This window comes from Streptomyces sp. NPDC058796, from assembly GCF_042745235.1.
Taxonomy (GTDB): domain Bacteria; phylum Actinomycetota; class Actinomycetes; order Streptomycetales; family Streptomycetaceae; genus Streptomyces.
The window spans coordinates 414,740-434,960 of sequence record NZ_JBHYOP010000007.1; the positions used below are offsets into that span (position 1 = coordinate 414,740).

Genomic DNA, 20,221 nt, shown 5'->3' on the forward strand with positions numbered 1-20,221 from the left:
AGCCGATGGTCACACCAACGCGGTCCGGAGCGTGCTCTCAGGCCTCGAACGGACGCGCCGGCCACGGCGCCTCGGCCGGACGGAGCGCGTCGAGGCCGTCGCCCCGCTCGGCGGCGACCAGCGAGAGCACGCCCACGACCAGGCAGTTGTTGTGCAGGTCGCCCGCGAGCACACCCCGGACCAGGTCCGCGACCGGCACCCGCGCCAGCTCCATGTCGACCTCTTCGTCCTCGGCCTCGAAGCGCTCGCCCTCGGCCTCGGAGAGGTTGCGGGCGAGGAAGATCCGTACGGCCTCGTCGCAGCCGCCGGGGGTGGTGTAGACGTCGGTCAGCACCCGCCAGTCCTCGGCCTTGACGTGCGCCTCCTCGTACAGCTCGCGCTGCGCGGCGTGCAGCGGGTTCTCGCCGGGGACGTCGAGCAGGCCGGCCGGGATCTCCCACAGCTTCTCGCGGACGGGGTGGCGGTACTGCCGGATGACGATGACCCGTCCCTCGTCGTCCAGGGCGAGGACGGCGACGGAGCCGGGGTGGACCTGGTAGTCGCGGGAGGCGACGGAGCCGTCGGGCATGACGACCTCGTCGGTGCGCACGGAGGTCTTCTTGCCCCGGAAGGGGGTCTCGCTGCCCCGGACCTCCCACTCCTCGGGGACATCCTTGATCGTGCTGCCCGTCATGCCTGACCTGCCCTTCCAGACGTACGCGAAAAGCCGGGGCCCACGCATCCGAATGCGCGTGCCCCGGCCACCGTACAACTGGTGTGCTACTTCGACGTCTTCCGCTCGACCGCGGCCTTGACCAGCCCGGCGAAGAGCGGGTGCGGGCGGGTCGGGCGCGAGCGCAGCTCCGGGTGCGCCTGCGTGGCGACCAGGTAGGGGTGGACGTCACGCGGGTACTCGACGTACTCGACGAGCTTGCCGTCCGGGGAGGTGCCCGAGAAGAGGATGCCGGCCTTCTTCTCCAGCTCCGCGCGGTAGGCGTTGTTCACCTCGTAGCGGTGGCGGTGCCGCTCCTCGACGTACTCCTTGCCGTCGTACACCTCGCGCACGATCGAGCCCTCGGCCAGCTTGGCCGGGTACATGCCGAGCCGCATGGTGCCGCCCATGTCGCCCTCGCCGGCCACGATGTCCAGCTGCTCGGCCATGGTCGAGACGACCGGGTGGGCGGTGGCGGGGTCGAACTCGGTGGAGTTCGCGTCCTCGACACCGGCCAGGTTGCGCGCGGCCTCGACCACGATGCACTGCAGGCCCAGGCAGAGCCCCAGCAGCGGGATCTTGTTCTCACGGGCGTACTTGATCGCGCCGACCTTGCCGGTCACGCCGCGCTCGCCGAAGCCGCCGGGGATGCAGATCGCGTCGACGTCGCCGAGCTGGGCCTTGGCACCGGCCGGGGTCTTGCAGTCGTCGGACGTGACCCACTTGATCTTTACGCGGGCCCGGTTCGCGAAGCCGCCGGCCCGCAGCGCCTCGGTGACCGAGAGGTAGGCGTCGGGCAGGTCGATGTACTTGCCGACCAGCGCCATGGTGATCTCGTGCTCGGGCTTGTGGACACGGTCGAGCAGGTCGTCCCAGGTCGTCCAGTCCACGTCACGGAACGGCAGGTCCAGCTTGCGGACCACGTAGGCGTCCAGGCCCTCGGCGTGCACGACCTTCGGGATGTCGTAGATCGAGCGGGCGTCGGGGCAGGCCACCACGGCGGCCTCGTCGACGTCGCACATCAGGGAGATCTTGCGCTTGATCGCCGTGGGTACCTCACGGTCGCAGCGCAGGACGATGGCGTCCGGCTGGATGCCGATGTTGCGCAGCGCGGCGACGCTGTGCTGGGTGGGCTTGGTCTTCAGCTCGCCCGAGGGGCCGATGTAGGGAAGGAGCGAGATGTGCACCACGAACACGTTGTCCCGGCCGACCTCGTGCCGGACCTGGCGGACGGTCTCCAGGAACGGCAGCGACTCGATGTCGCCGACGGTGCCGCCGACCTCGGTGATCACGACGTCGACCTCGTCGGTGGCCATGCGGCGGATGCGGTGCTTGATCTCGTTGGTGATGTGCGGGATGACCTGCACGGTGTCGCCGAGGTACTCGCCGCGCCGCTCCTTGGCGATCACCGTGGAGTACACCTGGCCGGTGGTGACGTTCGCCGAGCCGTCGAGGTCGCGGTCGAGGAAGCGCTCGTAGTGGCCGATGTCCAGGTCGGTCTCGGCGCCGTCGTTGGTGACGAAGACCTCACCGTGCTGGAAGGGGTTCATCGTGCCAGGGTCGACATTGAGGTACGGGTCGAGCTTCTGCATCACGACGCGCAGACCCCGTGCCTTGAGCAGCATGCCGAGGCTGGAGGCGGTCAGCCCCTTGCCGAGCGAGGAGGCGACACCCCCGGTGACGAAGATGTGCTTGGTCGTCGAAGATTTGGGCGGCATGGCCAAGAGGGGGCTCCCGTGGTCGCGGTCTGGGGTGCGGTGCGTTCGTCGTCCGACCCGGTCGAGCCGGGTTGCCGTCGGCGGCGCCGTCGCTGCGGTTCCGGGGTTCTTCTCCCACCGGTCCACGGGCTACCAGCGTATCAGCGCCGCGGGGCGATGGCTTCCGGCCACCCTCCGCGCACATACCGTCACCCTGCCGCGCGGCTCACCGTTTCCTCACCCGGTGCTCACCCGTTCGGCGGACCCGCGTTGTCCGGAGCGGCACACAGATCATCTACGTGCGTCGTATCCTGCTCGGACGTTCGCTGCCGAGCCCGCCCGGCGACACGGCACCACCCCCCGCCAGTCAGCACCGGAACAACGAGAGCTCGTCAGTCCGTTGAGCAACAATTGTCGTTTGCGGCACAGCGTTTGGCTTCACGGCCGGACGGCTGCTTTGCTTCATGACTCAACGACGCATGACTCACCCCTGACCCCCCTTGACCGCACTAGCGACCGCCCCCATGCGGGGTGACGTGGCCGTTCGACTGGAGTTGCACGTGGCCGGGCGCATCGAAGACTACGCACTCATCGGAGACATGCAGACCGCCGCACTGGTCTGCCGGGACGGCACAGTCGACTGGCTGTGCCTGCCCCGCTTCGACTCGCATGCCATCTTCGCGGGCCTGCTGGGAACCGGGGAACACGGCTTCTGGCGGATGGGACCCGCCTACGCCCCCGGCGCCGAGCCGCCCACCGCGGCCCGGCGGACCTACCGCGGCGACTCCCTGATCCTGGAGTCCGAGTGGGACACCCCGCGCGGCACGGTCAGGGTGACCGATTTCATGCCACCGCGCGACGGCGCGCCGCAGCTGATCCGGATCGTGGAGGGCGTCTCCGGCCGGGTGCCGATGCGCTCGGAACTCCGGATGCGGTTCAGCTACGGCCGCGTGGTCCCGTGGGTGCGCAAGCATGAGGGCCGCACGGTGGCCGTCGCGGGCCCCGACTCCGTGTGGTTCGACACGGAGGCCGAGACCTACGGCAAGGCGCTCACCACGTACGCGGACTTCACGGTCGCGCCGGGTGAGCGGATCGCGTTCACCATCTCGTGGGAGCCCTCGCACAAGGAGCCGCCGCCGCTGCCCGAGCCGGAGCAGTCCCTGGAGGCGACCGAGGACTTCTGGCGCGACTGGGTGGAGCACTGCACGTACCACGGGCCCTACCGGGAGGCCGTGGTCCGCTCCCTGATCACGCTGAAGGCCCTGACGTACGCCCCCACCGGCGGCATCGTCGCCGCGCCCACCACCTCCCTGCCGGAGGACATCGGCGGCGTCCGCAACTGGGACTACCGCTACACCTGGCTGCGCGACGCGGCGATCACCCTGTCCTCGCTGCTGCGCACCGGCTACCGCGAGGAGGCCCGCGCCTGGCGCGAATGGCTGCTGCGCGCGGTCGCCGGCGACCCGGAGAACCTGCAGATCATGTACGGCATCGCCGGCGAGCGCGAACTCGGCGAGGCGGAGCTGGACTGGCTGCCGGGCTACGAGGACTCCACCCCGGTCCGGGTCGGCAACGGCGCCGCACACCAGCTCCAGCTCGACGTCTACGGCGAGGTCACGGAGGCCCTGCACCTGGGCCACATGACCGGCCTGGCCCGCAACGACTACGCCTCCGTGCTCCAGCTCAAGCTGATCCGCTACCTGGAGGACCACTGGCAGGAGCCGGACGAGGGCATCTGGGAGGTGCGCGGCCCGCGCCGCCACTTCGTGCACTCCAAGGTGATGGCCTGGGTCGCCGTCGACCGCACCATCAAGCTGATCGAGTCCGGCGACGCCGACGGCCCGCTGGAGCGCTGGAAGCAGCTGCGCGACGACATCCACCGGGACGTGTGCGAGAAGGGCTACGACAAGGAACGCAACACCTTCACGCAGTCCTACGGCTCCCAGGAGCTGGACGCCTCGCTGCTGCTCATCCCGCAGATGGGCTTCCTGCCGCCGGACGACAAGCGGGTCATCGGCACCATCGAGGCCATCCAGCGGGAGCTGTCCACGTCGGACGGCTTCATCCTGCGCTACCCGACGGAGGGCGGCGACGAGGGCGTCGACGGCCTGCCCGGCGACGAGGGGGCCTTCCTGGCCTGCTCGTTCTGGATGGCCGACGACCTGGCGATGATCGGCCGCGTGGACGAAGCACGCAAGCTCTTCGAGAAGCTCCTCTCCCTGCGCAACGACCTCGGCCTCCTGGCCGAGGAGTGGGATCCCCGGCTCCAGCGCCAGGTCGGCAACTTCCCCCAGGCCTTCAGCCACGTCCCCCTGATCGACACCGCACTGCGGCTGACGGCGAGCGGGGCGTACGGGGGCTAGCGGGCCGCCCAGAGGCCGACGAACGGCTGCCCGCGCCGCCCTGGCTGCGGGCAGCCGCCGTCCCGCCCGGCTGACCTGCGCCCCGTCGGCACCGTCCCGCCCTCAGCCATCGCCTACGAAGATGTGCCCGGCGCACACCCCCGGGTACCGTCCGCTCCATGAACACCGCCGCCGCACCCCCGCCCACGGGCATCACCGTGCAGCGCGCCCTGGAACTCCCCGGCCTCCGCAGTGGCCTCCCGGAGATCCTCGCCGGCGCCGACCGCCTGCACCGCACCGTCCGCTGGGTGCACGCCGGAGAGGTGCCCAACATCGCCTCCCTGCTCAAGGGCGGCGAACTCCTCCTCACCACCGGCTACGGCCTCGGCACCCGCCCCGCCGAGCAGCGCGCCTTCGTCCGCACCCTCGCGGAACGCGGCATCGCCGCCCTCGTCGTGGAACTCGGCCCGCGCTTCGCCCGCCTCCCCGCGGCCCTCGTGGACACCGCCCGCACGGCCGGCCTGCCGCTGGTGCAACTGCACCGCGAGGTGCCGTTCGTGACCGTCACCGAGGAGATCCACACCGAGATCGTCAACGGCCACTACGCACTGCTCCAGCGCGCCGAGGAGGTCCACCGCCGCTGCACGGACGCCCTGCTGGGCGGCGGCGGAGTCCCCCAGGTGCTCGGCATCCTCGCCGACTTCGGCGACAACCCGGTCTTCCTGGAGACCGCCGACGGCCGCCTGCTGTACGCCGCCGGCTCCGGTCCGGAGGGCGCCGACCCGCTCCAGGTGTGGGAGGGTCTGCGCGGCCCGCACAAGGACGCCCCTCCCCCGGCGGGCTCGGTCCTGGTCGACGTGCCCGGCGGCGGCCCCGGCCCGGGCACCGCGGCCGGTCCGGGCACCGGTGCCGGCCCCGGCTCGGTGCGCGCCCGGCTCGTCATGCTCCCCGTCCGGTCCCCCCTGGCACAGGTGCACCGGATGGCGGCGGAGCGGGCGGCCGGCATCCTCGCCGTGGTGCTGATGCAGGCGCGGCAGGAGGAGGAGCTGGCGGCGCGCGGGCGCGGCGACTTCCTCACCGACCTCGCCGAGGGCCGGATCACCGCGGAGGACGCTCCGGCGCAGGCCCGCGTCCTCGGCTTCAAGCCCGGGGCCAGCCCGCTGCTCCCCGTGGTGATGCGCCTCGGCGACGCCCTGTCCCCCGCCGGCGGCGGCTGGGCGGTGCTGGCGCGGGCGGTCGCCGAGGAGCTGGCGTCGGTCGGGGTGCCGGTGCTGCTGGGCGTGCGTCCGGTGGAGGGCCGGGTCCCGCTGCTGCTGGGCCTGCGTTCGGAGTCGGAGCGGGCGGCGGTCGCGGACCGGGTCGCGGCGGCCCTGCGGGCGGGCGTGGAGCGGGCCGGGATGCAGCGGCCGGGGGCGCAGCCGCCCGTCGTGGTCGTCGGCGTGGCCGGCGGCTGGGCGGCGGCGTCGGCGGGCCTCAGGCACGCGGCGGAGACGGCGACCGCCGCGCAGGGGCTCACCGACCGGCCCTGGTACGACGCCCGGCGCCTCGACATCGACCTGCTGCTGTGGCGGCTGCGCGACCATCCGGACCTCGCGGCGTTCGTGGACCGGGCGATCGGCCCGCTGCGCGACCACGACGACCGCTCCAAGCCTCCCCTGCTGCCCACCCTCCAGACGTACCTGGCGCACGCGGGCCGCAAGGCGGAGACGGCACGCGAGCTGCACCTCAACCGGCAGACGCTCTACAACCGGCTGGCGCGGATCGGGGAGCTGCTCGGCACGGACCTCGACGACCCGCAGACCGTCCTGGCGCTGAGCCTGGCCCTGCGCGCCCGTCGGCACGTGCCATGACCGGGGCCGCCCCCGGGCCCCTCACAGCAGGGGCGTGGGCCGGGTCAGCTCGTCGTAGACGCTGAGCACCTGGGCGACGGTCTCGTCCTCCGTCGGCCAGGTGGCCGCCTGCCGTACGCCCTCGTCGCGCAGTTCCTCGCACCGCCCGGGATCGCCGAGCAGGCGCACCACGGCTTCGGCGAACGCCCCCGCGTTCCCGTCCGGGACGAGTTCGGCGGCCTCGCCGACGAGTTCGGGGATGCCGCCCACGGCGCCGGCGACGAGCGGCACGCGCGCGTACAACGCCTCCTGGGCGAGGACGGAGCGTGCCTCCCGGCGGCTCGGCAGCAGGGCGAGGTCGGCAGCCGCCAGCAGGTCGGTGACGTCGTCGCGGCTGCCGATGAGCACCACCGGCAGCCCTTCGTCCTCGATCCTGTGCTGCAACTCCGCGCGCAGCGGGCCCTCACCGGCGACGACGACCAGCGGGACCGGGTCGAGACGGCGCCACACACGGGCGGCGTCGAGCAGGACGTCGTACCCCCGGTGGCGTTCCAGGGAGCCGACGGCGATGAGCAACGGGCGGTCGACCGCGCCGAGTTCGGCCCGGACCTTCGGGCGATTCCCGTCCGGGTCGTCGGACTCGCCCGGCGGGCGGGGCCGGGCGGGGAGCGCGACGGGGCCGAGCCGGGCGTCGCGCGCGCCCGTCCGGCGGGCGCTGTCGACCAGTTCCGAGGTGGCGCCGAGCACCACAGTGGCGGACTTCATCACGCGCCGTTCCAGTACGCGCAGCAGGTGGGCGCGGGCCCCTTCGGCATGTACGCGGTCGTGCCAGGTCACGACGAACGGCGTGCGGACCCGCCGCCCGCCGAGGGCGAGCGCGGCGCGGAAGGAGGCGTGCAGCCCGTGCGCGTGCACCAGGTCGGCGTCCGCGCACACCGCCCGCAGCGCGGCGACGGAGACCGGATCGCTGCTGCGCGGTACGTGCACGTGGTCGGCACCGGTGCCGGAGAAGTCGTAGGTGCGTTCCGCATCGTCGGGGGCGCACACCGTCACGTTCACGCCCCGTGCGACGAGCCCCGCGGCCAGGGAGCGCACGTGCGCGCTGCTGCCGGCGTTGCCGCCGCCCAGCACCTGCACGGTGCGCAACTGCGACTGGCCGTGCGGTGCGGGGCTGCTCACGGGGGTCACCTGGCCGGGGCTCCTGGGTTCGGCGGGGACGGTCACGAAGAACGTACAGAACGATGGGTGGGAGAGGGCGCGCCGCGTGCTTGCCCGGGCGTCACCCGTCAAGGATGCCAGGCCGTACGGGTGTTCCGGGAACGACGGCCGCCGCGCGTGGGCGACCGTCCGGGCAACGGGACAGGACCGGTTCACTCACCCGAGTGAACGCGCCGCCTCGCTCACCCGCTCCCCGCACGCGGCCGCGGCGACGAGCGCGACGGCGTGCGCGGCGAGCCCCGCCCGGCCGTTGCCGGCCACCACCGCGGCGCCCAGGGCCGCGCCGAGCGCGTGTGCCCCCGTGTCGCCGAGCATGGTGCGCTCGGCGAGGTCGTCGGGGAGCACGGCCGCGGCGGCGCCCATGGCGACGGCTGCGGTCTCGGCCCCGGGCCCCTCGCGCAGCAACCCCGGCGCCCCGAGCGCGAGCCCCGCCGCCGCGGCCCGTCCCGGGCGTACGTCCACGAGGTTGACGAAGTGCGCGGCCCCCGCGATGACGACGCCCGCGAGCACCTTGTCCAGCGGCCGTTCCTTCAGCACGGCGCCGGCGGCGAGCCCGGCCGCGCAGATCCCGAACAGTTTCACCGTCCCGCTGGTGACCTCGCCGTCCCGCAGCGCCGCCAGATGCGCCCGGAAGCCCCGCCGGGCGTCACCGGCGCCGACCACGTCGTCGTAGGCCCCGCAGGCCCCCGCGGCGAGCACCGCGAGGCCGACGGCGGGCCGTACCCGCGCCGTCCCCACGGCGACCGCGGCGGCGCACGCGGGCCCTGCGTACAGGTCCACGGTCCGCCCGGCGTGGTTCTTCCGTCCCCACCGCTCCCGCCCGCCCGGCGCCACGGCACGCAGCGCGGTCAGGCCGGTCCGCGCGAGCGCGGCGGCGAGGAGGAGGGAGGAGCCGTTCCGGCGGACACGGTCGATCATCGGGCCACCCTACGGGACCCGCCCTCCGCCCTTCCGCCGGACGTCAGCCCGCTCCGGGACGGCGAAGGCGCCGCCGAGCCCCGCCGGGGCGTGCGTCCCGATGTCGGACGCAGCGGCCCCGGGCGCCTACCCGGTGACCGGCGGTCTGTCGGCCCCTCACCGCCACGACCGCGACCCGCACGGCCGCCCGGACCGCCTACGCGTCCGACCGCGCCGTCTCCAGCAGCTCCTCCGCGTGTGCGCGGGCCGTCTCCGAGTCCTCCTGGCCCGCCAGCATCCGGGACAGCTCGCGGATCCGCTCCTCGCCCTCCAGCACCTTCACGCCGGAGCGGGTCACCGACCCGTCGTTCGTCTTCTCCACCAGCAGCTGCCGGTCGGCGAAGGCCGCCACCTGCGGCAGGTGAGTGACGACCACGACCTGCGCGTTCTTCGCGAGCCGGGCCAGGCGCCGCCCGATCTCGACCGCCGCCTTGCCGCCGACACCGGCGTCGACCTCGTCGAAGAGGTACGTCGGCACCGGGTCGGTGCCCGCGAACACGACCTCCACGGCCAGCATCACGCGCGACAGTTCACCGCCGGACGCGCCCTTGGCGATCGGCCGGGGCGGCGCGCCCGGGTGCGGGGCGAGCAGCAGCTCGACCTCGTCGGCGCCGGACGGCCCGTAGGCGACCGTGCGCCCGCCGACCTCGACGCCCTCCGGGTCCTCCGTCTGCCGGATCGCGAACGACACGCGCGCGTGCGGCATGGCCAGCGAGGCCAGCTCTGCGGTCACCGCGGCGGCGAACCGTTCGGCGGCCTCCGTCCGGGCGTCCGTCAGGGCCTGCGCCAGCCCGCCCAGCTCTGTCCTGAGCGCGTCCCGTTCGGCGGTCAGCTCACCGATCCGCTCGTCGTCGCCGTCCAGCTCGGTCAGCCGGGCGGCGCCCTGCTCGGCCCAGGACAGCACGGCGGCCACATCCTCGCCGTACTTCCGGGTCAGCGCGGTGAGCGCGGCCCGCCGCTCCTCGACCGCCGCCAGCCGCAACGGGTCGGCGTCCAGGTCGTCGGCGTATCCGGCGAGCTCCCCGGCCACGTCCCGCAGCAGGATGCCGACCTCGCCGATCCGCTCGGCGAGCGCGGCCAGCGCCGGGTCGTGCGCCCGTACGGCGTCCAGGGCCCGCTGCGCGCCCGCGACCAGCGTGGAGGCGTCGACCCCCTCGGGGTCCTCAGGGTTGCCGGCCAGCGCGGCGTGCGCGGCGGTGGCGGCCGACGCCAGCGCCTCGGCGTGCCCCAGCCGCTCCGCTTCCTCGGCCAGCTCGACGTCCTCGCCGGCGCGCGGCTCGACGGCCGCGACCTCGTCGAGGCCGTAGCGCAGCAGGTCGGCCTCCTGGGCGCGCTCACGGGCGCGCGTGGTGATCTCCTCCAGCTCACGGGCGACGGCCCGCAGCCGGCGGTAGGCCTCGGCGTACTTGGCGAGCGGCCCGGCGACCGCGTCACCCGCGTACCGGTCCAGCGCCTGCCGCTGCCGGGTCAGCTTGAGCAGCCCCTGCTGGTCGGTCTGCCCGTGCACGGCCACCAGTTCGTCGGCCAGCTCGGCGAGCATCCCCACCGGCACCGACCGTCCGCCCAGGTGCGCGCGCGAGCGGCCCTCGGCGGAAACGGTACGGCTGATCAGCAGCGCCCCGTCGTCCAGCTCGGCCCCGGCCTCCTCGGCCCGTACGGCCGCCGCCGCGTCGTCGGGCACGGCGATGCGCCCCTCGACGACCGCGTTCTTGGCCCCGATCCGCACCAGCGCCGCGTCCGCGCGTCCGCCCAGGAGCAGCCCGAGGCTGGTGACCACCATGGTCTTGCCCGCACCCGTCTCACCGGTGACAGCGGTGAACCCGGGCGACAGCTCGACCACGGCGTCGTCGATGACTCCCAGCGACCGTATCCGCATCTCCTCAAGCACGGACACGACCTTACGAGGTCCGAGGCGGCGAGTGCGACCGGCCCGCCCTTGTCCCGCGGGGCAGGACATCACCGTCAGGGCGCGGGGCTGTGCTGGTGGCGGCTGCGCCGCGGGGCGCGACCAGCCACAAACCACCCGCAGCCGCCGTCGCACCGAAACCACCCCTTCGAGTCCGCTAGTGCGGCGCCCCCCGCCACCCGGACACCGGCAACGCGAACTTCGCCACCAGCCGGTCAGTGAACGACGCGTGGTGCAACCGAGCCAGCCGCACCGGCACCGCCCCGCGCCGAACCTCCACCCGCGCCCCCGGCGGCAGCTCCACCGTCCGCCGTCCGTCGCACCACAGCACGCCCGGCGGAATATGAGGCAGCACCTCCACCGCGAGCACGGAGTCCGGCGACGTCACCAACGGCTTCGCGAACAGCGCGTGCGCGCTGATCGGCACCATCAGCAGCGCCTCGACCTCGGGCCACACCACCGGCCCCCCGGCCGAGAAGGCGTACGCCGTCGACCCGGTCGGCGTCGACAGCACGATGCCGTCGCAGCCGAATCCGGTCACCGGCCGCCCGTCGATCTCCAGCACGACTTCCAGCAGCTTCTCGGCGCCGGCCTTCTGCACCGCCGCCTCGTTCAGCGCCCAGTCGGTGTGCACGATGTCGCCGTTGCGGTGCACGACGACGTCGACCGTCATCCGTTCCTCGACCTCGTACGCCCGGTTCACCACCCGGTCGACGACCTTGTCGAGGTCGTCCCGTTCGGCCTCGGCGAGGAACCCGACCCGGCCGAGGTTGACCCCGAGCATCGGCACCCCGGACGCGCGGGCGAACTCGGCGCCGCGCAGCAGCGTCCCGTCACCGCCGAGCACGATGAGCAGCTCGCACCCGTCGAGGCACTGCGGGGTGGCCTCCCCGACCAGATCCACCTCGTCCGGCAGCGGCAGGTCGCACGCCTCCGCCTCCAGCACCCGCACACCGATCCCGGCGTTCAGCAGCCCCTTGACCACGAGCTCGGCGCTGCGAATGGCCGCGGGACGCCCGGTGTGGGCGAGCAGGAAAACAGTACGAGCTCGGTTCTGTGTCAACGCGGCCCCTCCGCCACTGCACGGTCAACGTCGGCCGGGTCCAGTTCACCGGCCCCGGCCCGCAGCCACAGAAAGTACTCGACGTTCCCGGAGGGACCGGGCAGCGGACTGGCGGTGACCCCCTTCACGCCGAGCCCCAGTTCCCAGGCCCTGCGGGCTACCCCCGTCACGGCCTCGGCGCGCAGCTGCGCACTGCGTACCACTCCCCCGCTGCCGAGGCGCTCCTTGCCCACCTCGAACTGCGGCTTCACCATCATCACCAGGTCGGCGTCCGGCCGGGTGCACCGCACCAGGGCGGGCAGTACCAGTCCGAGCGGGATGAAGGACAGATCCCCCACGACAAGGTCCACGGGCTCCCCATCGATCGCTTCCGGCGTCAACTCGCGTACGTTCGTACGGTCCTTGACGGTGACGCGTTCATCCTGCTGGAGGGACCAGGCGAGCTGCCCGTAGCCGACGTCGACGGCGACGACGTGCGCGGCGCCCGCGCGCAGCAGTACGTCGGTGAAGCCGCCGGTGGACGCGCCGGCGTCCAGCGCCCGCCGGCCCTCGACGACGAGCCCCTGCGGCACGAAGGCAGCGAGGGCGCCGGCCAGCTTGTGGCCGCCGCGCGAGACGTAGTCGGGATCGCTGTCGTCCGCGCTCACCACGATCGCGGCGGCGGTCTCGACCTGCGTGGCCGGCTTGGTCGCGACGGTCTTGCCGACCAAGACCCGCCCGGCGGCGATCAGCTGGCTGGCGTGCTCGCGCGAGCGCGCCAGCTTGCGGCGGACCAGCTCCGCGTCGAGACGGCGGCGTGCGACTCCTGCCACGTTCGGTTCAGCTCCTGTTTTCGTACGGCGATGGCGGGACCGGAGGTCCCGGGCGGGCGTCGAGCGCGGCCAGCGCGTCACGCAGCCCCCGGTGTACATCCTCGTACACCTCGACATGTCCGTCCGTGGTCAGGTGGTCGGCGTCGGCCAGCCGGGACAGCCGGGCGTCCACCTCGGCGTTCCCGGTGGGGGTGCGCGGGACGTCCAGGGGGGCGGGGGCGGCGGGGCCGTGCTCCGGCGCGTGCGCCTCGGCCGCCTCCCCGCCGGTCTCCTGTGCCTCCGGCTCCGGTACTGCGTCGCTCATGCCCCGACGCTACCGCGTACCGCTGGGGTACGGTCGGTCCCGATGGCGACGACTGAGGAGTGCCGCGCCGCACTCGAGAAGCTCTCGGACAACATGGGGAACGCCGAAGGGGACGTGCGGTCCGCCGCCGAGCTGGACCGCTCGGTGAGCTGCCACATCACCGACCTGGACGTCACCTTCGCGGGACGCATGGCGGACGGCCGGATCGACGTGCGCGAGACCCTGGAGGGCCCGCCGCGCGAGAAGGCCGAGATCAGGCTGGCGATGACCGGGGACGACCTGGTGTCCCTGGTCGACGGCGAGCTGAACTTCGCCAAGGCCTGGGGGTCGGGCCGGGTGAAGCTGGAGGCGGGCCTGCGCGACCTGTTCCGCCTCAGGAAGCTTCTGTAGCCGCCACCTTCTCGCGCTCGACGCCGCTGCCGCCCCGTGCCTTGCGCGCGGCCGGCACCACCAGCGGCGTACCCGTCTCGGGGTCGTCGATGACCTGGCAGCGCAGCCCGAAGACCCGCTGGACCAGGTCGGCGGTGACGATGTCCTTCGGCGCGCCCTCGGCGATGACCTCGCCGCCGCGCAGGGCGATGAGGTGGGTGGCGTACCGGGCGGCGTGGTTGAGGTCGTGCAGGACGGCGACGAGTGTGCGGCCCTGCTCCTCGTGGAGTTCCGCGCACAGGTCGAGGACGTCGATCTGGTGCTGGATGTCCAGGTACGTCGTCGGCTCGTCGAGCAGGAGCAGCGGGGTCTGCTGGGCGAGGGCCATGGCGATCCACACGCGCTGGCGCTGTCCGCCGGAGAGTTCGTCGACGTAACGGTCGGCCAGCTCCGCGATGCCGGTCTGGGCCATCGACTCCTGGACCACCCGCTCGTCCTCGGTCGACCACTGGCGCAGGATGCCCTGGTGCGGGTAGCGGCCGCGGCCGACGAGGTCGCCGACGGTGATGCCGTCGGGTGCGATGGACGACTGGGGCAGCAGGCCGAGGGTGCGGGCGACCTGCTTGGCGGGCATCGACTGGATGACGGAACCGTCGAGCAGCACCCGGCCCTGGGTGGGCTTCAGCATCCGCGACAGGGCGCGCAGCAGGGTGGACTTGCCGCAGGCGTTCGGGCCGACGATCACCGTGAAGGAGTTGTCGGGTATCTCCACCGACAGCTTCTCCGCGATGACCCGCTGGTCGTAGGCGAGGGTGACGTTCTCGGCGGTCAGGCGGTTCACGTTGCTCCTTTGGTTGTTCAGCCCGCTGCGGTCGCCGGTGCCGGCGCTCATATCCGGCCCGCCTTGCGCTCGGTGACCAGCAGCCACAGCAGGTAGACGCCGCCGAGCACGCCGGTGACGACGCCCACGGGCAGCTGGTCGGCGCCGAAGGCCCGCTGCGAGACGAAGTCGGCCGAGACCAGCAGGGCGGCGCCCATGCACACGGACGGCAGCAGGTTGGGGCCGGGCGAGCGGGTCAGGCGCCGGGCGAGCTGCGGCGCGGTGAGCGCGACGAAGCTGACCGGTCCCGCGGCGGCGGTGGCGGCGGCGGTGAGCAGCACGGCGGCCACCATCAACAGGGCCCGCACGCGCTCGACACGCACTCCGAGGGCGTACGAGACGTCGTCGCCCATCTCCATCATCCGCAGCGCGCGCCCGTTGGCGAGGACCAGCGGGACGAGCACGGCGCACAGGACGAGCAGCGGCCAGACCTGGTCCCAGTCGCGGCCGTTGAGGGAGCCGGTCATCCAGACGACCGCGCGGGAGGCGTCGACGATGTCGGCCCGGGTGAGCAGGTAGCCGTTGACGGCCGTGACGATCGCGGAGACGCCGATACCGACCAGGACCAGCCGGTAGCCGTGCACGCCCCGCTTCCAGGCGAGCAGATAGATGGCGAGGCCGGTCACCAGGCCGCCGACGAGCGCGCCGCCGGTCACCTGCGCCGAGGTCCCGGAGAACAGCACGATCATGGTCAGGGCGCCGGCCGTCGCGCCCTGCCCGAGGCCGAGCACGTCCGGACTGCCGAGCGGGTTGCGGGAGATGGCCTGGAACAGCGCGCCGCCCATCCCCAGCGCGGCGCCGACCAGCAGCCCGACCAGGACCCGCGGCAGCCGCAGTTCGTTGACGATGAACTCCTGGCTCGCGTTGCCGCCGCCGGCCAGGGTCCTGAGCACGTCGGCGGCCGGTATCCCGAAGTCACCGGTGCCGATCAGCAGGACGCTCGCGGCCAGCGCGAGGAGCAGCAGCAGGGCGACGACGACGGTGGCCCGCACGTCCAGGCGGAAGGACAGCCCGCCCGGACTCCGCACGGCACGGTTCTTCCTCACGGCTTTCGTGGTCACAGCTGGGCCGTCCTCCGCCGTCGTACGAGATAGATGAAGACCGGGCCGCCCAGGACGGCGGTGACGATGCCGACCTGGAGCTCGGAGGGCCGGGCGACGATCCGGCCGAGGACGTCGGCGCCCAGCAGCAGCACGGGCGAGAGGACCGCGGCGTACGGCAGGATCCAGCGCATGTCGGGTCCGGTGAAGGAGCGGACGATGTGCGGGACCATCAGACCGACGAACACGATCGGCCCGCAGGCGGCGGTCGCCGCCCCGCACAGCACGGTCGCGGCGAGCATGGACAGCGCCCGGGTGCGGTTGAGGTTGGCGCCGAGCGCCTTGGCGGTGTCGTCACCCATCTCCATGGCGTTCAGCGGCCGGGAGAGGGCGAGGGCGAGGATCGTGCCCACCACGAAGAACGGCAGCACTTCCATGATGGTGTCGTCGGTCGCCGAGGACAGCGACCCGACCGTCCAGAAGCGCATCCGGCCGAGCGCCGCGTCGTCCATGATCATCACGGCCTGGAGGTAGCCGAAGAGCGCGGCGCTGATCGCCGTGCCGGCCAGCACCAGCCGCACCGGAGTGGCTCCCCTGCTGCCGCCGAGGAACCAGACCAGGGCGCCCACGCCCGCCGCGCCGGCGAACGCGAACCACACGTACCCGGTCAGTGAGGTGACGCCGAAGAAGGTGATGGCCGTGACGACCGCCGCGGAGGCGCCCGCGTTGATGCCGAGCAGGCCGGGGTCGGCCAGCGGATTGCGGGTGAGCGCCTGCAGGACGGCCCCGGCGAGCCCGAGCGCCGCCCCCGCGAGCAGGCCGAGCACGGTCCGCGACAGCCGTTCGCCCACCACTACGTCGCTGTACGTGCCCGAGTCGTGGAAGAGGCCGTGCCAGACCTGTGCCAGGGACAGGTCCTTCGCGCCGACCGCGAGGCTCGCCAACGCGATGAACACCAGGACCGCTGCCGAGACGGGCAGCCCGACGGCACGTACGACACGGCGCTTCGGGGGCGGCGCGGGGGCGGTCTCCGCGCGCTGTTCGGGGGGACTGTCGACCAACACGCGGTTAGGTTAGCCTACCCTGCCATTCGATCACGATCCCGAGGACGCCGGGCCCGGCTCGCGGCCACGCTCGTCAAACTCGCCGCAGCCGGTCTCCTGCCCCGTACGACGGCTCACAACCCCAGCCGTGCCAGCGCCTTCCCGGAGTCCAGCTCGCACCCCTCCTCACCGCCCGCCGTCCAGGCCGCCGCGCACAGCGCACGCAGTCCGTCCAGCGCGGTACCGTCGCCCTCCAGCTCCAGCCGCCCGGTGCCGGCCGTCGCCGTCCAGCCACCGCACCGGAAGCCCTCGCTGCCGTCCCCCGTGACCTCCGGCTGTCCGCCGAGGAGCCCGCGCAGATCGGAGTCGACGTACGTCGGCCGGTGCCGCGGCGGCGCCGCCAGCAACTGCGCCCCGTCGGTCACCCCGGTCAGGACGAGCAGCGAGTCGACCTCGCCGTTGAACGCGCCCTCGATGTCCGTGTCCAGCCGGTCCCCCACCACCAACGGCCGCTGGGCGCCGGTCCGCAGGATCGTCTCCCGGTGCATCGGCGGCAACGGCTTCCCCGCGACCTGCGGCTCGGCACCGGTGGCGATCCGGACGACCTCCACCGCCGCGCCGTTGCCCGGTGCGATGCCCCGGGCTCCCGGGATCGTCAGGTCCGTGTTGGAGGCGTACCAGGGCACCCCGCGCGCGATCGCGTAACAGGCCTCCGCGAACCGCCCCCAGGGCAGCTCGGGCCCGCCGAAGCCCTGCACGACGGCCGCCGGTCCGTCCTCCGCCGACTCCACCGGCTCCAGCCCCCGCTCCCGCAGGGCGACCCGCAGCCCCTCGCCGCCGATCACCAGCACCCGCGAGCCCGACGGCACCTGCTCGGCGATCAGCCGGGCCACCGCCTGCGCCGACGTGATGACGTCGTCCGCCCCCGTCGGTATGCCCAGCTCGGTCAGGTGCGCGGCCACCGCGTCGGGAGTGCGCAGCGCGTTGTTCGTGACGTACGCCAGGCGCATGCCGCCCGCGCGGGCCGTGGACAGCGACTCCACCGCGTGGGCGATGGCCTCACCCCCCGCGTACACCACCCCGTCCAGGTCGAGCAGCGCCGTGTCGTACGCCTCACCCAGGCTCCGCCCATTGCCCTCGGGCCTCGTCCTGACGCTCCGGCTCATTGCACATCGCTCCTCGTTCGACGCCTTTCCCCCGATCATCCCCCATGCCACTGACACACGTACGATGCCGGGATGAACACAGCAGGTCACCCGGAAGCAACGGCGCGCCGGGGCCTGGAACTCACCCCGTTCCGAGGCCTCCGCTACGACCCCGACCGGGTCGGCAGCCTGGCCGCCGTGACGTCCCCGCCCTACGACGTCGTGGTCCGCCCCGACGGCCTGCTCCACCTCGAGTCCGCCGACCCGCACAACATCGTCCGCCTGATCCTCCCCCAGGCCGCCACTGCCGAGGCCCGCAACGAACAGGCCGCCGACACGCTCCGGAGCTGGCGGTCGGAGGGCGTACTGACCGCCGACCCCGAGCCCGGCCTGTACGTCTACGAACAGCGCGACGGCGACGGCATGCTGCAACGCGGCATCATCGGCGCCCTGCGCGTGTCGGACCCCGCCGAGCAGGTCGTGCTGCCGCACGAGGACGTCATGCCGCACGTCGTCGCCGACCGGGCGGCCCTCATGCGGGCCACGTCGGCCAACCTCGAACCCCTGCTCCTCACCTACCGCGGCGACGGCGACACGGCGGCCACGACGACCGTCGTGGAGCGCACCGCCGAACGGCCGCCGCTGCTGTCGACGACCACGGAGGACGGCTACTGCCACCGCCTGTGGTCGCTCACCGACCCCGACGACCTGGCCCGCGTCCGCTCGGAACTGGCGTGTCAACAGGCCCTCATCGCCGACGGCCACCACCGCTGGGCCACCTACCGCACGCTGCGCGCGGAGCACCCCTCCCCGAGCCCCTGGGACCACGGCCTCGTCCTCCTGGTCGACACGGCCCGCTACCCCCTCCGGGTCCGCGCCATCCACCGCCTGCTGCACGGCTTCCCGGTGGACGACGCCGTCGCCGCCCTGGACGGCCACTTCCGCGTCCGCCGGCTCGACGGTCCCCTGACCCGGGCCATGGAGGACCTGGCGAGGACGGCCGAGTCGGGCAACGCCTTCCTGCTCGCCGGTGACGGCTCCTTCCACCTCGTCGACCGACCCGACCCCGCCCTGCTGGACCGCACGGTGCCCACCGACCGCCCTCAGGCATGGCGCACCCTGGACGCCACCGTCCTGCACGCCACGCTCCTGGCCCACGTCTGGCGCGTCCCGGACGATTCCGCGGCGCACGTCTCCTACATCCACGACACGGCGGCCACCGTGGAGAAGGCGGAACGTGACGGCGGTACCGCGGTACTGATGCACCCCGTCCGCGAGGAGGTCGTACGCGAGCTGGCCCAGCAGGGGGTCACGATGCCCCGGAAGTCGACGTCCTTCGGTCCCAAGCCGGCCTCGGGCCTGGTGCTGCGCGCGCTGGACCTGTGACGGGGCACGAGACCTGACGACGAAGGGGCGGGACCGTGTTCACGGTCCCGCCCCTTCGTCGTCAGGTCCAGGAAGTCAGTCCTTCGCGCCGTCCTCGCCGTCGTCCTCGGCGGCAGGGCTCGCCGAACCCTCCTCGCCTCCACGTTCGTCGAGGGCGTCCATGAACTCCACTCCGTCCAGCTCGGCCAGCCGGTCGGAGGCGTCCGTGCTGCCGTCGCGGTCGGACTCCACGGCCTTCGCGAACCACTCCCGTGCCTCCCGCTCCCGGCCCGCGGCCAGCAGTGCGTCGGCGTAGGCGTACCGCAGCCGCGCGGTCCAGGGCTGTACGGAGTTGGAGGCAAGCTCCGGGCTCTGCAGCGTCACGATGGCCGCGTCCAGCTGGTCCATGTCACGCCGGGCGCCGGCCGCCACGAGGCGCATCTCGACCTGACCGGCCTTGTCGAGCTTGTGCACCTCGGGAGCACCGGCCATGTCCAGCGCCTTCTCCGGCCGACCGAGCCCGCGCTCGCAGTCCGCCATCACCGGCCACAGCTCCACGGACCCGGTCATCCGGCGCGCGGCCCGGAACTCCGCCAGGGCCTCGCCGTACTTCTGGTTCGCGTACGCCGCGAATCCGGCCGCCTCGCGTACGGCGGCGACACGGGACGCCAGGCGCAGGGCCACCCTCGAGTAGCCGTACGCCGCCTCCGGGTCCTCGTCGAGGAGCCGGGCGACCATCACGAGGTTCCTGGCGACGTCCTCCGCGAGCGTCTTGGGCAGGCTCTGCAGTTCCTGCCGTACGTCCTTGTCGATCTCGTCGCCCGTGACCTCTTCGGGGATCGGCAGGCGCTTGATGGGCTCGCGGTCACGGTCCCGCTCCTCACGGAAGCGGCCACCGCCGCCCTGCCGGTCGTCCCGCCCACGGAAGCCGCCGGGCCGCCCGCCTCGGTCGTCGCGCCGGGGACCACGCCCCCCGCGGTCGTCCCGGCCGCGGAACCCCCCACGGTCGCCGCCACGGCTGTCGTCACGCCGGCCGAAGCCGCCACGGTCGCCGCCGGCGCCACGGTTCTCCCGGGAATCGCGGCTGTCGTCACGGCGGAAGCCACCGCGGTCGTCGCGGCGGAAGGAGGGACGGTCCCCGCCACGGTCGTCACGACGGTACGAGGGACGGTCACCACCACGGTCGTCACGGCCGTACGAGGGACGGTCCCCGCCACGGTCCCGGTCATCGCGCCGGAACCCACGGTCCCGGTCGTCACGACGCGGCCCACGATCCCGGTCATCACGACGCCCGTACCCACCACCACGGTTGTCGTCACGCCGGTCATCACGACGGAAACCGCCCCGGTCGCCTCGGTCACCACGGTCGTCGCGGCGGAAGGAGGGACGGTCCCCGCCACGGTCGTCACGACGGTACGAGGGACGGTCACCACCACGGTCGTCACGGCCGTACGAGGGACGGTCGCCGCCACGGTCCCGGTCGTCACGACGCGGCCCACGATCCCGGTCATCACGACGCCCGTACCCACCACCACGGTTGTCGTCACGCCGGTCATCACG

General features: G+C 73.4%; 17 protein-coding genes and 1 pseudogene. 4 read left to right on the forward strand and 14 right to left on the reverse strand.

The genetic code is table 11. The features are described 5' to 3' along the window. Positions 1-37: 37 nt before the first annotated feature. Together ACFW47_RS20270 and ACFW47_RS20275 are read right to left on the reverse strand one after the other, a co-directional pair. Complete coding sequence (locus tag ACFW47_RS20270) at positions 38-673, reverse strand: NUDIX domain-containing protein (RefSeq protein ID WP_386287244.1); 636 nt, start codon at positions 671-673, stop codon at positions 38-40. 86 nt (positions 674-759) lie between these two features. Then, positions 760-2,409, reverse strand: a complete 1,650-nt coding sequence (locus ACFW47_RS20275) for a CTP synthase (protein WP_219179804.1) — start codon at positions 2,407-2,409, stop codon at positions 760-762. Positions 2,410-2,948: 539 nt separating this feature from the next. Between ACFW47_RS20275 and ACFW47_RS20280 the strand changes: the two genes are divergently transcribed. Then, entirely contained in the window at positions 2,949-4,751 is a 1,803-nt protein-coding gene (locus ACFW47_RS20280; protein WP_272591500.1) for a glycoside hydrolase family 15 protein, read from the forward strand. Between the two features lie 158 nt (positions 4,752-4,909). After that, the gene (locus ACFW47_RS20285) at positions 4,910-6,580 is read left to right on the forward strand and encodes a PucR family transcriptional regulator (protein WP_386287242.1); all 1,671 of its coding nucleotides are present in this window, start codon (positions 4,910-4,912) and stop codon (positions 6,578-6,580) included. A gap of 21 nt (positions 6,581-6,601) precedes the next feature. On the opposite strand, the gene ACFW47_RS20290 is transcribed toward ACFW47_RS20285, so the two are convergent. From ACFW47_RS20290 to ACFW47_RS20315, 6 genes are all read right to left on the reverse strand, one after another. After that, positions 6,602-7,747, reverse strand: coding sequence for a glycosyltransferase family 4 protein (locus tag ACFW47_RS20290; RefSeq protein ID WP_386287240.1), 1,146 nt, complete (start codon positions 7,745-7,747; stop codon positions 6,602-6,604). Positions 7,748-7,933: 186 nt separating this feature from the next. Beyond that, positions 7,934-8,695: a hypothetical protein gene (locus tag ACFW47_RS20295; RefSeq protein ID WP_386287238.1), complete on the reverse strand. Its 762-nt coding sequence runs from the start codon at positions 8,693-8,695 to the stop codon at positions 7,934-7,936. Positions 8,696-8,891: 196 nt separating this feature from the next. After that, complete coding sequence (recN, locus tag ACFW47_RS20300; protein ID WP_386306512.1) at positions 8,892-10,610, reverse strand: DNA repair protein RecN; 1,719 nt, start codon at positions 10,608-10,610, stop codon at positions 8,892-8,894. Positions 10,611-10,797: 187 nt separating this feature from the next. Continuing rightward, the gene (locus ACFW47_RS20305; protein ID WP_386287236.1) at positions 10,798-11,703 is read right to left on the reverse strand and encodes an NAD kinase; all 906 of its coding nucleotides are present in this window, start codon (positions 11,701-11,703) and stop codon (positions 10,798-10,800) included. Beyond that, positions 11,700-12,515 carry a hemolysin gene (locus ACFW47_RS20310; protein ID WP_386287234.1) on the reverse strand — a complete coding sequence of 272 codons (816 nt, stop codon included), beginning with the start codon at positions 12,513-12,515 and terminating at the stop codon, positions 11,700-11,702. The genes ACFW47_RS20305 and ACFW47_RS20310 overlap by 4 nt, the downstream gene beginning before the upstream one ends. Before the next feature lie 7 nt (positions 12,516-12,522). Next, the gene (locus tag ACFW47_RS20315; RefSeq protein ID WP_386306490.1) at positions 12,523-12,819 is read right to left on the reverse strand and encodes a hypothetical protein; all 297 of its coding nucleotides are present in this window, start codon (positions 12,817-12,819) and stop codon (positions 12,523-12,525) included. A gap of 42 nt (positions 12,820-12,861) precedes the next feature. Here ACFW47_RS20315 and ACFW47_RS20320 point away from each other — a divergent pair, with 42 nt between their 5' ends. After that, positions 12,862-13,209, forward strand: a complete 348-nt coding sequence (locus ACFW47_RS20320) for an SCP2 sterol-binding domain-containing protein (protein WP_386287231.1) — start codon at positions 12,862-12,864, stop codon at positions 13,207-13,209. Here the strand turns inward: ACFW47_RS20320 and ACFW47_RS20325 are convergent. From ACFW47_RS20325 to ACFW47_RS20340, 4 genes are all read right to left on the reverse strand, one after another. Beyond that, the gene (locus ACFW47_RS20325; RefSeq protein ID WP_386287229.1) at positions 13,193-14,080 is read right to left on the reverse strand and encodes an ABC transporter ATP-binding protein; all 888 of its coding nucleotides are present in this window, start codon (positions 14,078-14,080) and stop codon (positions 13,193-13,195) included. The two genes, ACFW47_RS20320 and ACFW47_RS20325, sit on opposite strands and share 17 nt — an antisense overlap. Then, positions 14,077-15,114 (reverse strand): FecCD family ABC transporter permease, encoded by a 1,038-nt coding sequence (locus ACFW47_RS20330; RefSeq protein WP_386306492.1) that lies wholly within the window; start codon positions 15,112-15,114, stop codon positions 14,077-14,079. The genes ACFW47_RS20325 and ACFW47_RS20330 overlap by 4 nt, the downstream gene beginning before the upstream one ends. Before the next feature lie 11 nt (positions 15,115-15,125). Then, a complete protein-coding gene (locus tag ACFW47_RS20335) occupies positions 15,126-16,172 on the reverse strand; it encodes a FecCD family ABC transporter permease (RefSeq protein ID WP_386287225.1) in 1,047 nt (348 codons plus the stop codon). A gap of 113 nt (positions 16,173-16,285) precedes the next feature. Beyond that, a complete protein-coding gene (locus ACFW47_RS20340) occupies positions 16,286-17,317 on the reverse strand; it encodes an HAD hydrolase-like protein (protein ID WP_386306493.1) in 1,032 nt (343 codons plus the stop codon). A 72-nt stretch (positions 17,318-17,389) separates the two neighbouring features. Here ACFW47_RS20340 and ACFW47_RS20345 point away from each other — a divergent pair, with 72 nt between their 5' ends. Further along, positions 17,390-18,682: a DUF1015 domain-containing protein gene (locus ACFW47_RS20345; RefSeq protein ID WP_386287222.1), complete on the forward strand. Its 1,293-nt coding sequence runs from the start codon at positions 17,390-17,392 to the stop codon at positions 18,680-18,682. Between the two features lie 75 nt (positions 18,683-18,757). Here ACFW47_RS20345 and ACFW47_RS20350 read toward each other — a convergent pair whose 3' ends face one another. Beyond that, a complete protein-coding gene (locus ACFW47_RS20350) occupies positions 18,758-19,507 on the reverse strand; it encodes a hypothetical protein (RefSeq protein WP_386287420.1) in 750 nt (249 codons plus the stop codon). Then, positions 19,399-20,221: pseudogene (locus tag ACFW47_RS20355) on the reverse strand (hypothetical protein); the annotation flags it as partial. The gene ACFW47_RS20350 and the pseudogene ACFW47_RS20355, both read right to left, overlap by 109 nt.